We start from the raw sequence: 13,000 nt of genomic DNA on the forward strand, positions 1-13,000 counted from the left end.
AGTCTGAAAAAAGTATCACTGTCGTTCTTGCGTGTTTTTAGGGTGGTTTTTATTTAACGCAAAACTAAATCGTTTGCTATTTAATTTTTAGCGATATATAGTCAGTTCCAGAAACGTAACAGACACCCATGGCAGAGACGATGAACGACAACGCTTACAAACTGGATGGACAGCTGTGCTTCGCACTGTATTCAGCCAATCTGGCAATGAATAAGCTGTATCGTCGTTTGCTGTCTGAATTGAATCTGACTTATCCCCAATATCTGGTCATGTTGATACTGTGGGAACGGGATGGGTTGACGGTATCTGAACTGGGCGAGCGGCTGTATCTGGATTCCGCCACGTTAACCCCATTGCTCAAGCGGTTGCAAAGTGCAGGGCTAGTAGTGCGGAATCGGGGAACAGAAGATGAACGTCAGGTGCTGATCGGGTTAACCGAAGCAGGACGGGCACTTCAGCAACAGGCGCGAGCGATTCCTGAAAGCGTGTTTTGTGCCACGGAATGTCATCTTGAACAGTTGCAGACGATCAAAAAAGATTTAGAGATGCTGCGTAAGAGCCTTATCGGGCATCTTTGACGGTTGTAGAGGTTGCCTTGTGCACCGAGAAGTCTGTTAAATAGCATCTGGATTTTAAGCAATTTATTTTTTGATTAATTGGTTTATTTTTAACTCATTAAGTAGTGTGCGATTTAGTTTTTCACTATGTAAATAAAGCCTGAGCAGTATCGCTATTGTCTTAGGCCATCCCCTAACAATCTGGAGTCACATTATGTCTATTGAAAAAGTATTATACGTTGCTCATGCCCAGGCTACCGGTGGTCGTGATGGTCGTGCGGTGTCTTCCGATAAAGCGGTTGATATTAAATTGACCACCCCACGTGAATTGGGCGGCGCAGGTGGTGAGGGAACTAACCCAGAGCAGCTGTTCGCCGCTGGCTATTCTGCCTGTTTCCTCGGTGCGATGAAGTTTGTCGGTGCCCGTGACAAAATCGCTGTACCTGCTGATACCACGGTAAACGGTAGCGTAGGCATCGGTGCCATCCCAACAGGATTTGGTATTGAAGTTGAATTGAAAATTTCCCTGCCAGGTTTGGATCGCGCAGTGGCTGAAGATCTGGTGCAGAAAGCCCATATCGTTTGCCCATACTCTAATGCAACGCGTGGCAATATCGATGTGACCCTGACTATCGTCTAAGTTCGGCGTGAAGTAAGCGTATTATCGATCGATGAAAACGGTGGCTGCGAAAATTCGCACTGCCGTTTTTTTTATTTGTACGGCATATTCTGGATGGACAGTGAGGCTGGCATGAATAACGGGCGCGACAATGCCAAGGCAATAAAACCAGACGAGGAAAAATAAAAGATAATCAGCGGATTAGTTAAGCACTACTCTTTCTGATTGATGAGTACGTTGGTTGGAAGCAGTAATTGTTCAGCACGCTGCTGCTGTTTGTCTTGATGATGACCAAACGCGGTAATAGTGGAGTAAGCAAAGCGGCCTAAAAGAATGATGAAGCTGATGAGCAAAACAGCACGAGCGATCCGAGAGCCACTTCGTCGCGGGCGTATCGATAATCGTCGTTTGTGGGTAAGCGTGGACATTACCAGTTAATCCTCTGTGAAAGCGAACATTCGCTGTTGTTTATTTAGGCACAAGCAGTAGTCGAGGTCAATCTGCCGACGTGAAAAAGATGATGGCCGATCCTGTTTTCGCACGTTCGGTGCAAAGAAAGGCGTGTCAGGAACGAGCGTGAAGAGCGGGGGAGCGCAAGGGGATAGGGATGGTAACAAAAAACCCGCTCAAAAAAATAAGCGGGTTGTGTGGTGCAAGAGGGTTACGCCGTGGTATTGACGTTACGCCCAATCGCCGGATTTGCTGGCAGAGGGGGTAAGGCCTGCAAAATACCTAAAGCAAGAGCCTCTTGGCTATCGAGCGCTTTTTTCATCACAAGCGCGCTGGCCTCACTGCTGGTACGCATGTTGCTGAGGTCGCTCGCCAGTGATGCAATCTGTGATACATCCATTTTACTCTCCTTAATACTGAGTTGGATTGATATCTATCCGGTATGAAAAGGAAGCGCACCTTTCCGCCGAGGTTGCATGATGTTGGCGAAAATGATCGCCAGCCATCATTTTGGTATCGGCCCCATCCCGGTAAACTTTACGCTAATCAGCCCTAATTGGTCAGCTCTGCTGCACGATTTTTCGCCACTTCACCGTCCGAGGCAGGTCAGAATTCCAACGTAATGTTTTCAATAATCAGATTTTTTCTTCATCAATCATCAACTTCCAGCCGGTGACGTCCTGCCAATATTCCTGCTCGCGTTCCAGATCGAGCTGTACCAACGTGTTATTGGTAAAAAAGTCGTGCGGGAACGTCAGCGTCCAGTAATTGTCATCTGTGTGCAACTGTAGCGATTCCGGCGTTGTTGTTGCCTGACGCTGGTTATTCAACAGTGTGGCAAGGCGCAAGAGTTGCACCAGTGGCAAATACTGTTTCTTTTTGAACAGGTTCAGCCGCGGTAACTCTTCCAACTTGATAGCCTTACGGTGCAGCCGCACGATCATCGACAGCACAAGCTGCTGTTCCTGATTGAAGCCGGGCAGGTTGGTATTTTGCAGAATGTAGGCGGAATGACGATGCATGCCGCTATGGTTAATGCCCAATCCGACCTCATGCAGCATAGAAGCCCAGTTTAGGATAGCCTCAAGCTGAGGATGTACCTGGCTGGGGTTTTGCGCTGCCCATTGCGCATAAAGCTGCTGCGTAGTTTCTCGCACGCGTCGCGCTTGCTCACGGTCAATATTGTAATGCGTGGCCAGGCTCTGCGCAGTACGGATACGGATATCCTGGTGGCGAAAACGGCCTTCCATTTCGTACAACACGCCTTCGCGCAACGCACCGTCGGATAAGCGCAGCTCTTTGATCGCCAGCGCATCGAAAATACCACACAGAATAGCCAGGCCGGGCACCAATACCGACTGACGATCTTCGGACAGCCCCGGCAGGCTCAGCGCCTTGAAGTGCTTAAACTGTAAGATCTGCGTGCGTAACATTTCCAGACGCTCGGGGGTAATCAGGCCGTCTTTTTCTCCCATCTCCACCAGAATTTCATGCGTGGCTTTGATCGTTCCTGATGCACCAAGGGCGAATTTCCAGCCATAAATGCGGTATTCCCAGGACAGCGTCTCCAGCTTTTGCGCCGCAGCCAGCCTGGCGCGCTTGAAGTTGGCCTCGCTGATTTCACCATTTGGGAAAAACTGCTGCGCAAAGCTGACGCACCCCATTCGACGACTTTCTACCAGCATCGGCTCGAAATCTTCACCGATAACCAGCTCCGTGGAGCCTCCGCCGATATCGATGACCAGCTTGCGACCTTTTTCCGGTTGCGTATGTTCCACGCCCATAAAAATCAGGCGAGCCTCTTCATGGCCGGAAATGATCTCTATCGGATAGGGAATGATATCTGCCGCGCGGCGCAGAAATTCCTGAGCATTGGCCGCCTGACGCAGCGCGTGTGTTCCGACGATAGAGACGTTCATTGCCGGGAAACCTTGCAGACGTTCAGCAAACAGTGCCAGACAGCTCAGGCCACGTTGAATGGCCTCTTCGCTGAGCATGTTTTTGTTGTCCAATCCGTCGGCCAGATGGACTCGCTGTTTTAAACGTCCTAACACTTGAAGCGCACCGTTTACCACGCGTGCGATCACCATGTGAAAACTATTGGAACCCAGGTCGATAGCCGCGAATTCTTGCGGTTTCATCTCGATTTCTTCATTGTTCGTTAACGGCATTATTCAGGCTTCTCTCCAGGTTGCTCCAGCGCCTTGATATAGTCGTAAATAGCATTTTGCGCGCGTACTTTACGCTTGTTACCGCGTGATACATAGCGGTTGCTCGACTCTTTATCGATGACACGGGCTTTCACCGTATCGCTGAACAGAATATCCAGCGTTTCCAATACGCGGTTTTTCAAAATGGGATCAAGGATTTCCACTGCGACTTCAATGCGATAATCAATGTTACGTGTCATCCAGTCGGCGGAGGAGAGGTAGACTTTCTTATCCCCGCCGTTATTGAAGACATACACCCGATCGTGTTCCAGATAGCGGTCAAGAATACTGATGACCTGAATATTTTCACTGATCCCAGGCAGATTAGGGATCAGTGAGCACATACCGCGTACCAGTAGATTAATTTTCACGCCAGCCGAGGAAGCCTGATACAGCTTTTCCGCCAGCCCTTTATCCACCAGATTATTTACCTTAAGCGTAATGCCTGCATCACGATTCGCCAGCGCGTTTTCGATCTCGGTATCAATCAGTTTATAAAGCTTGTCGCGGGAGTTTTGCGGTGACACCAGAAGGTGCTCAAAACTGACCGGACGGTAGGGGTTCTCAATGAAGTTGAAGACGCGGCGGACTTCGTTGGTAATGCGTTCGTCGGCGGTCAGCAGCGAATAGTCGGTATACAGACGGGCGGTTTTCTCGTTGAAGTTACCAGTACCGATGTGCGCGTAACGCACGATGTTTTCCCCTTCGCGGCGGGAAATCAGGAACAGCTTGGCGTGAATCTTCAGCCCAGGCACCGAGAAAATAACGTGCACACCGGCTTCCGTCAGGCGCTTGGCCCAGTGAATATTCGCTTCTTCGTCAAAGCGCGCCTGTAGCTCTACGACCACCGTGACTTTCTTGCCGTTGTGCGCCGCATGAATCATCGAGGTAATGATGCGCGAGTCTTTGGCAACGCGGTAAATATTGATTTTGATGGACAACACATTGGGGTCGAACGAGGCTTGTCGCAGCAGTTCCAATACGTGCTCAAAGGTGTGATACGGGTAATAGAGCAGAACATCGCGCTCACGGATGGCATCAAACCCATTGCGAAAATGATTAAACCCGGTGTGCCGCAGACGAGGCAAGGATTTGTTGACCAGATTGGCGCGCCCGACATTCGGGAAAGAAATAAAGTCTTTGAAGTTATGATAACGCCCGCCGGGGATAACGGAGTCAAAAGAAGAGATCCCCAGTTTCTCTTGTAGCATCGTGACCATGGCATCCGGCATATCGCGCTGATACACAAATCTTACCGGCTCAGCGGTTAGGCGCTGCTTAAGGCTAGAAGACATCAGCTCCAGCAAACTGGATTCCATCTCCGTGACCAGATCGTATTCCGCATCGCGCGTCATTTTCATGGAATACGCGTTCAGCGCATCATAATCAAAGAAGCCCTTGAAGATATCATCCAGACAGTAACGCAGGATGTTATCAATGAGGATCATGGTCTTGCGACGGCGCGGCGCTTCCGCTGGCAGGTTAACGAAGCGCGGTATTTTATCCGAAGGAATTTCCAGCAAGGCGTAACTGATCTCGTTGCCACGAATAATTTCGACGGCAAGATAGGTGTAGTTATCCTTGAGGAACTCCACCAGATTGGTTTCGTTAAAGATGAGTATTGGCGTGATGTGCGGACGCAAATATTGCCGGAAGTAGTCTCTCAGCCACTCTTGCTGATTAGGGGAAACCTGACGCTCATTGACCAAAAAAATCTGGTTACGCGCCATTTCCAGCAGCAGTTCGTTGTAAAGACTGTCAAAGAGTTGATCGGTTTTGAGTACGCGTGCCTGAATTTTGCCTAACAGGTGCCGCAGATTGCCGTCCAGACCTTGTTCTTCGTTAATCAGAATGCGTCTTTTCAAATCGGCAAAACGGACTTTATAAAATTCATCAAGATTGCTGGAGTAAATGCCAAGGAAGCGCATGCGTTCGATTAACGGATTGCTTTTATCTGCTGCTTCCTGAAGTACTCGTTCATTAAAGGATAACCAACTTAATTCTTTCTCTATGTAGAGTTTGTCCTGACCCATTGTCACTCCGCTCAACTCATGTACTGAAGGTTCATCCAATATTCATACCCTTCCGCTGTTGAGATAGGGTACAACAACATTATGGCGTGTTGATGACGATACCCGTCATATTTCGAGCCGTCTGTGCGTTGGCTGCGCTACTCGGCACACTGGCGTGAGCCTCGCCCCGTTGGGGTCGCTGCAAGCAGCGTTCAAATCTGCCTCTGGCAGATTTGTCACTCACCCGAATCACTTACTTGTGTAAGCTCATCGGGGCTCCCTCGGTTGCCGCCTTCATACAACTCGAACTATTTAGGGTATAAAATCTAATTCATAGACAGACTTACCATTGTCATATTATGGGCGTAAAGGCAACATATGCTACCCGCAATACGTTAACAACACGACTCTGGCGGCTTCACTTTAACGGCGAGAACAATGGTAAAAACAGTCAACACATCACAGTATCGGGATCGTCGACGAGCGTGGGTCGATCGATTGACTCACCGCATTGTTGCGGGCAGCGGGCTGCTGGTACTGGCTATGCTGTTGTTAATTTTCTTCTATCTGCTGTATGTGGTGACGCCACTGTTCCTTTCTCCCACCGTGAACGGGAAAAAAACGGTTCAGCGCCACAGTGCAGAACCGTCGCTGGCGCTGGGTCTTAGCGACAATGGGCAAATCGGGTTTCGCATCGACTCTCAGGGCTATGGTGAGTTTATTCCTTTTGCGGAAAATCAGCCCATGTCGCGTATTCAACTGGTTCCCGCGCTGAGTTTACTGGCACAAAGTCAGGGTGAGCGGCAGGTTTATGCCTTGAGCCAGCCTGACGGCCGCCTGCTTTTCGTTCAGCCTAAGCTGTCGCGTACGGAAAACCGTTCTCCTGTCTGGGATTATCCGCTGGGTGAGCAGGCGTATTCGCTTGGGCTACCTGCGCAGCCGTTGCGCCATTTAGCGATAGCGTCCGTGAGCGAAAAACGTGTCGCTGTGGCTGCGATTGGGCAGGAAAATGCTTTGATTGTTGCCGATGTCGATGAAAACGGCGTGCGGCAACGGGCTGTGATTACGCTTCCGACGGGTACGATTAACCAACTGCTGCTGACCCCAGACGGGCAGCAAGTGTATTTGCTCAGCGGCAATACCTTAATGTTGTGGCAGGTGGGCGCAAACGCCTTGATGCTGCGGGAAGAGCGGCAATTGCAACTGGCAGAACCTCTTCATCTGGCGTTGTTATCCGGTGGGCGATCGTTGTTGGTGCAGGCCGCTGATGGGCGGATTAGTCAATGGTTTGAGGTCCCGAGCGAAAAGGGTGCCAGGCTGACGGAAACGCGCCAGTTTCCGCATGTCGCGGGGGAATCGGTGTTGCTGGCGACGGAGGCGCAGCGGCGGGTGTTTGCCACGTTGAACGCACAGGGTGAACTGTCGCTATTTGCTAGCAAGCAGTCGCATGCGCTGCTGACGCAAACATTACCCGCTCATGCGCTGGGGCTGGCATTTTCACCGCGTGGTTCTGCCATGCTGGTTGAAACAGCGCAAGGTTTGCATCGTTATCAGGTTGATAACCCCTATCCCGACATTGGTTGGCGCGGGTTGTGGCAAAAGCTGTGGTATGAGAACTACCCAGAGCCTGCTTATATCTGGCAATCCACGTCGGCGGATGACAGCTATCAGGCCAAATTCAGCATGATGCCGCTGGTGCTGGGCACGATGAAAGCCGCGATTTACGCCATGTTATTTGCCACGCCGCTGGCGCTGTCCGCCGCGATTTATACCGCCTGCTTTATGGCGCCGACGCTGCGACGCTGGATTAAACCTACGTTGGAGATCATGGGCGCACTGCCGACGGTCGTTGTCGGCCTGATTGCGGCCATCTGGCTGGCACCGCATTTTGCGACGTATCTATCCGCTATTCTGGTCATGCCGATTTTATGGATGCTGGCTGTGATCGGCTGCGGCTGGCTGATTGAATGTCTGCCGACGCGCTGGCGCGTCCGTTTCCCTGTCGGTTGGGATGCGCTATTCCTTATTCCCGCTATTTTGCTGACATTCGTGGCGGGTTGTTGGATTGCCCCGCTTATCGAAATAGCGGTGTTGGGCCAGCCGCTGTACCAGTGGTTGGGCGATGATTTCGTGCAGCGCAATACGCTGGTGGCGGGTGTCGCTCTCGGTTTTGCGCTGATTCCGCTGATTTTTTCGCTGGCGGAAGATGCTCTGTTCAGTGTGCCTGCTCGCTTAAGTCAGGGATCGCTGGCGCTAGGGGCGACGGCGTGGCAAACCTTGTGGCGTGTCGTTCTGCCGTCTGCCAGCGCTGGGATTTTCGCTGCGCTTATGCTGAGTTTTGGCCGCGCCGTAGGGGAAACCATGATTGTGCTCATGGCGACGGGCAACACACCGATTATGGATGAGGGATTGCTCCAGGGCTTGCGTTCGCTGGCGGCGAATATCGCCATTGAAATGCCGGAAGCGGTAACGAACAGCGGCCACTATCGGGTGCTGTTTTTAACGGCATTAACACTGTTTGTTTTCACCTTCATCGTGAATACGCTGGCTGAAACTATCCGGCAGCGCTTACGCCAACGCTACCGTGATGAAGGAGAAAACGTGTGAAGCGCTGGTTCCGTTCGGGAAGACCTTGGGTATGGCTGACGGCATCGTCAATTTCTATTAGCCTGCTGGCGATGCTGACAATTATCGTGCTGCTGGCTGGGCAGGGTATGCGCTATCTCTGGCCGCAGCCTGTCTGGCTGCTGACGTTGCAGCCTGAACAGGGTATGCAGCGTGCATTGATCGGTGAAATTTATGCGGAGCAGACGCTTTCGCCTCAGCAACTGGAACAGGCTGGTTTAACCTCGCCGTCCAGGGAGGCTGAAACACGCTATTTGATCAAAATTGGTCAACGTGAAATTTATGGGCAGAGCTTTCGTGCGCTGCTGTCGCGCGATATAGCCAAATTTGATCAGCCTGCTGACATTCTGGTGTTGAAGCGGACGAATAATGGCACGGCCTATGGCTATCTGGCCGGAATGCTGGAAGGCGAGCAGCCGCTGGTCGCGACGGATCTGCCCGCCACGTTACAGCACCGCGTCGAGCAGGTGCAGGGATTGCTGGTGAAGACGCAGGCCATCCGCATGGGGGAGATGGCGAAGATCAACCAGCAGTTTGAGGCGCTTCGGCTGGAAGAGAAAAAGCGGCAGCAAACCAAAACGCTGGATAATCAGGCGCTGGCGCGTCTTCAGGCTGAACGTACTGAACTGCAACGCCGTTTCGATGAGCTATCGCGCCAGTTAACCGCACTCAATTTGGACATTAATCGCGATACCGTGCAGTTACGGGATGCGAACGGCAGTGTCCATCTCATCCCACTTAGGGACATTGAACAGGCCTGGTATCCGAATGCGATGAACCTGTGGGAAAAAGTGAGCCACTGGGGCGAGCAGGCGAAATACATGCTGGTGCACTATTCGCCGGACAGCAACAGTGCGGGTCATCTTTTCCCCGCCATTTTTGGCACAGTACTGATGGTGGTGCTGATGTCTATCGTGGTGATGCCGCTGGGAGTGATCGCGGCGGTTTATTTGCATGAATATGCGGGGAAAAACAGTCTAACGCGCTGGGTGCGGATTGCCGTAGTTAATCTGGCTGGGGTGCCGTCGATTGTTTACGGCGTGTTTGGGTTAGGCTTTTTTGTCTATCTCATCGGTGGCACGTTGGATCAGCTGTTCTATTCTGAAGCGTTGCCGAACCCGACATTTGGTACGCCGGGGCTGCTGTGGGCGTCATTGACGCTGGCATTACTGACGCTGCCGGTGGTGATTGTGGCGACGGAGGAAGGGTTGTCACGCATTCCTATGTCTGTTCGCCACGGTTCACTGGCGCTGGGAGCCACTAAAGCCGAAACGCTGTGGCACGTCGTGTTACCGATGGCAATTCCCGCGATGATGACGGGCTTGATCCTCGCTGTGGCGCGCGCTGCAGGGGAAACGGCACCGCTGATGCTGGTCGGTGTGGTGAAGTCGGTGCCAGTCTTACCGGTTGATGACATTTTCCCTTATCTGCACCTTGAGCGAAAATTTATGCATCTGGGGTTCCAAATCTACGATCTGGCGTTCCAAAGCCCAGATGTGGAAGCCGCAAGGCCGCTGGTGTACATCACCGCGCTACTGCTGGTGTTGATTGTGGTCGGGTTGAACCTTACGGCGATTGGGATCCGCCATGTTCTGCGTGAGAAATATCGTTCGTTATCACTCTGAAGGTAGGATGAAGTTATGGGATTTAGGACACAAAAGGAGATGGCACCGCTGCCTGATGTTCATCAACTGAGTGATGAACAGACGACGTTAACCGTGGAACATCTGAATCTGTACTATGGCAATAAGCAGGCATTGAATGATATTTCAATTCGTATTCCGAAGAATCAGGTCACAGCGCTGATTGGTCCGTCGGGCTGTGGTAAATCCACCCTGTTACGCTGTTTTAACCGCATGAACGATCTGGTGGATGACTGCCGTACCGAGGGTGATATCAGGCTGAACGGTATGCCCATTAACGACCCGCAGTTGGATGTTGCCGTGTTACGCCGTCGGGTTGGTATGGTTTTTCAACGTCCGAATCCGTTTCCCAAGTCGATCTATGAAAATGTGATTTATGGCCTGAGATTGCAGGGGCTGCGCGATCGTCGCTTACTGGATGATGCTGTTGAGCGTGCGCTGCGAGCGGCGGCGCTGTGGCATGAGGTAAAGGATCGGCTGAGCGACAATGCGCTCACGCTATCTAGCGGACAGCAGCAGCGTTTGGTGATCGCGCGGGCGATCGCCATTGAGCCAGAAGTGCTGCTGTTGGATGAGCCGACTTCTGCGCTTGATCCGATTTCGACGCTGATTGTTGAGGAACTGATGGGGACGCTAAAGCAGCACTTTACGCTGGTGTTGGTGACGCACAACATGCAGCAGGCTGCCCGCGTGTCTGATTACACTGCATTTATCAATCAGGGTAAATTGATTGAGTACAACCGCACGGACGATCTGTTTACCTCTCCGACTCAGCGTCGTACAGAGGATTATATCACCGGACGTTTTGGGTGAATTTTCATCGAATCATCGTATTAAATGACCTGAAAAAATTATGGATACCGTTCATCAATTATCCGTGCCATTTGAAAAATTGATGATAAAATGCGCGCAAATTTTTGACTCTGGCAGTGGCGGGTAAGATGAAATTCAGTACTATGAACGAAGGTGAAATTATTACCGAGCTGTGCCGGAGAATAAAAGACTCCAGAATTCAGCAACGTTTATCGCAGGTCGATCTTGCCGAACGGGCAGGGCTGGGGATTGCGACGATCAAGCGTGCTGAAATGGGAGAATCCATTACGCTCAGTAGTCTGCTCTCTATTCTACGCGGGTTGAACCGTCTGCATCAGATTGAAGGTGTGCTCTTCGACGCCGACGTCGAGTCATTCCATGCGCAGATCAGCGGCGAGAAAAAACAGACGCCGCTGCGTATCAGAAAGAAAGCCGCAACGTTTCCTGCCAAAGCGCTCACCAAACATGAAAATATCAAGAAGCCAGCTAACAGTACCGTTGACTGGTATATCGCGGCAGCTGAAAACAATATTGTTTGGTCGCTGCCTGAAAGCGATAAAAAATAAAGGGTTAATGCTACATCACTCGCATTAACCCCCCGATTGTCGCGTTAATCTGCCAGGCATTTAACGCGACAGAATCAGTTTTTCACCCGCCATTAATCCCCTGTCTATTCGCACAGAACCACTTTGATAGCCAACCCCCCGCGAGACGTTTCACGGTACTTGGCGTTCATGTCTTTGCCTGTTTCATACATGGTTTCAATGACCTTATCCAACGATACGCGCGGCTCACTGGTACGGCGCATTGCCATTCTTGCTGCGTTTATCGCCTTCACGGAGGCGATGGCGTTACGTTCAATGCACGGCACCTGAACCTGACCCGCGACGGGGTCGCACGTCAGCCCCAGATTATGCTCCATACCAATTTCTGCGGCGATGCACACTTGTTCCGGGTTGGCACCCAGTAGCTCAGCCAGACCGGCTGCTGCCATCGAACAGGCAACGCCGACTTCTCCCTGGCAGCCAACTTCGGCACCAGAAATAGACGCGTTCATTTTGTAGAGTATGCCGACAGCACCGGATGCCAGAAAGTAGCGCAGATAAGCTTCTGGGGTGACGGGTTGAACGTAGCGATCGTAATAGGCCAGCACAGCGGGAATAATGCCGCACGCGCCGTTAGTCGGTGCGGTGACGACACGGCCTCCCGCAGCATTTTCTTCCGATACGGCCATTGCGAACATGTTAACCCAGTCCATCGCATCCATCGGATCGTTAGAGAAACGATCGTTGATGAATAATAGGCGATGCAGTGCTGATGCACGGCGGGGAACGCGTAATGGGCCGGGCAATACCCCTTCGGTATTCATACCGCGGTGCATGCAGTCCTGCATGGTTTTCCACACGTCGGCAAAATAGTGCTCAAGTGCTTCCCGCCCGTGCATCGCAATCTCGTTTTTCAGGACGATGGCGGATAAAGACAGGCAGTGATCGTGGCAATGTTGCAGCAGCTTCTGGGCAGAAAAGAACGGGTAGGGCGCGCTTTCATCTGCCAGATTGGATTTACCAAAGTTTTCCTGATCGACGACGAATCCGCCCCCGATGGAATAATACGTTTTGCTATAGACCAGCTCTTGCTGGTTGTAGGCGCGAATGGTCATGCCGTTTTCATGCAGCGGCAGGTTCTCCGGTTGGAAACGCAGGGAAGATTCCAGCGGGAAGCTGACCTCATACTGACCGTTGAGGATCGGTAGCCGTTGAGTGTCTTTCACCTGTTGAATAAAGGCCGGAATACTATCGATGTTTACGCTATCTGGCAGATTACCCGCTAGCCCCATAATGATGGCGATATCAGTATGATGCCCTTTTCCCGTGAGGGAGAGCGAGCCGTAAATATCAACGACGATACGTGTTACCGATGAGATAAGAGCGTGATTCACCAGATCGTCGGTGAACATTTTACCCGCTTTCATCGGGCCGACGGTATGAGAACTGGACGGGCCGATACCGATTTTGAAGATATCAAATACGCTGACCATAGCGATTTCCTTGAAAAAAAACGCCGGTCGTTA

Annotated in this window: 11 protein-coding genes; 6 read left to right on the top strand and 5 right to left on the bottom strand. The window is 51.5% G+C overall.

All coding sequences use genetic code 11. The annotated features are described in order from the left end of the window. Positions 1 to 128: 128 nt before the first annotated feature. Positions 129 to 578, top strand: a complete 450-nt coding sequence (locus DUT67_RS06685) for a MarR family winged helix-turn-helix transcriptional regulator (protein WP_048261360.1) — start codon at positions 129 to 131, stop codon at positions 576 to 578. A 193-nt stretch (positions 579 to 771) separates the two neighbouring features. Beyond that, the gene (locus DUT67_RS06690) at positions 772 to 1,197 is read left to right on the top strand and encodes an organic hydroperoxide resistance protein (protein WP_113626621.1); all 426 of its coding nucleotides are present in this window, start codon (positions 772 to 774) and stop codon (positions 1,195 to 1,197) included. A 191-nt stretch (positions 1,198 to 1,388) separates the two neighbouring features. On the opposite strand, the gene DUT67_RS06695 is transcribed toward DUT67_RS06690, so the two are convergent. From DUT67_RS06695 to ppk1, 4 genes are all read right to left on the bottom strand, one after another. Further along, the gene (locus tag DUT67_RS06695) at positions 1,389 to 1,604 is read right to left on the bottom strand and encodes a YfgG family protein (RefSeq protein ID WP_048261355.1); all 216 of its coding nucleotides are present in this window, start codon (positions 1,602 to 1,604) and stop codon (positions 1,389 to 1,391) included. 233 nt (positions 1,605 to 1,837) lie between these two features. Next, complete coding sequence (locus DUT67_RS06700; RefSeq protein ID WP_113626620.1) at positions 1,838 to 2,026, bottom strand: YjfB family protein; 189 nt, start codon at positions 2,024 to 2,026, stop codon at positions 1,838 to 1,840. A 235-nt stretch (positions 2,027 to 2,261) separates the two neighbouring features. Next, positions 2,262 to 3,797, bottom strand: coding sequence for an exopolyphosphatase (gene ppx, locus DUT67_RS06705; RefSeq protein ID WP_113626619.1), 1,536 nt, complete (start codon positions 3,795 to 3,797; stop codon positions 2,262 to 2,264). Further along, positions 3,797 to 5,869: a polyphosphate kinase 1 gene (ppk1, locus tag DUT67_RS06710; protein ID WP_048261350.1), complete on the bottom strand. Its 2,073-nt coding sequence runs from the start codon at positions 5,867 to 5,869 to the stop codon at positions 3,797 to 3,799. The genes ppx and ppk1 overlap by 1 nt, the downstream gene beginning before the upstream one ends. Positions 5,870 to 6,286: 417 nt before the next feature. Here ppk1 and DUT67_RS06715 point away from each other — a divergent pair, with 417 nt between their 5' ends. The 4 genes from DUT67_RS06715 to DUT67_RS06730 all read left to right on the top strand — a co-directional run bounded on the left by DUT67_RS06715 (position 6,287) and on the right by DUT67_RS06730 (position 11,495). After that, positions 6,287 to 8,455: an ABC transporter permease subunit gene (locus DUT67_RS06715; RefSeq protein ID WP_113632265.1), complete on the top strand. Its 2,169-nt coding sequence runs from the start codon at positions 6,287 to 6,289 to the stop codon at positions 8,453 to 8,455. Continuing rightward, positions 8,452 to 10,098 carry a phosphate ABC transporter permease PstA gene (pstA, locus tag DUT67_RS06720; protein ID WP_048261345.1) on the top strand — a complete coding sequence of 549 codons (1,647 nt, stop codon included), beginning with the start codon at positions 8,452 to 8,454 and terminating at the stop codon, positions 10,096 to 10,098. The genes DUT67_RS06715 and pstA overlap by 4 nt, the downstream gene beginning before the upstream one ends. Positions 10,099 to 10,113: 15 nt before the next feature. Beyond that, on the top strand, positions 10,114 to 10,929 hold the full coding sequence (gene pstB / locus DUT67_RS06725; RefSeq protein WP_048261343.1) for a phosphate ABC transporter ATP-binding protein PstB: 816 nt from the start codon (positions 10,114 to 10,116) through the stop codon (positions 10,927 to 10,929). A gap of 128 nt (positions 10,930 to 11,057) precedes the next feature. Then, positions 11,058 to 11,495: a helix-turn-helix domain-containing protein gene (locus DUT67_RS06730; protein ID WP_048261340.1), complete on the top strand. Its 438-nt coding sequence runs from the start codon at positions 11,058 to 11,060 to the stop codon at positions 11,493 to 11,495. 104 nt (positions 11,496 to 11,599) lie between these two features. Here DUT67_RS06730 and DUT67_RS06735 read toward each other — a convergent pair whose 3' ends face one another. Further along, positions 11,600 to 12,967, bottom strand: a complete 1,368-nt coding sequence (locus DUT67_RS06735; RefSeq protein ID WP_048261338.1) for an L-serine ammonia-lyase — start codon at positions 12,965 to 12,967, stop codon at positions 11,600 to 11,602. Between the last annotated feature and the right edge of the window lie 33 nt (positions 12,968 to 13,000).

This window comes from Pectobacterium peruviense (assembly GCF_003312355.2).
Taxonomy (GTDB): domain Bacteria; phylum Pseudomonadota; class Gammaproteobacteria; order Enterobacterales; family Enterobacteriaceae; genus Pectobacterium; species Pectobacterium peruviense.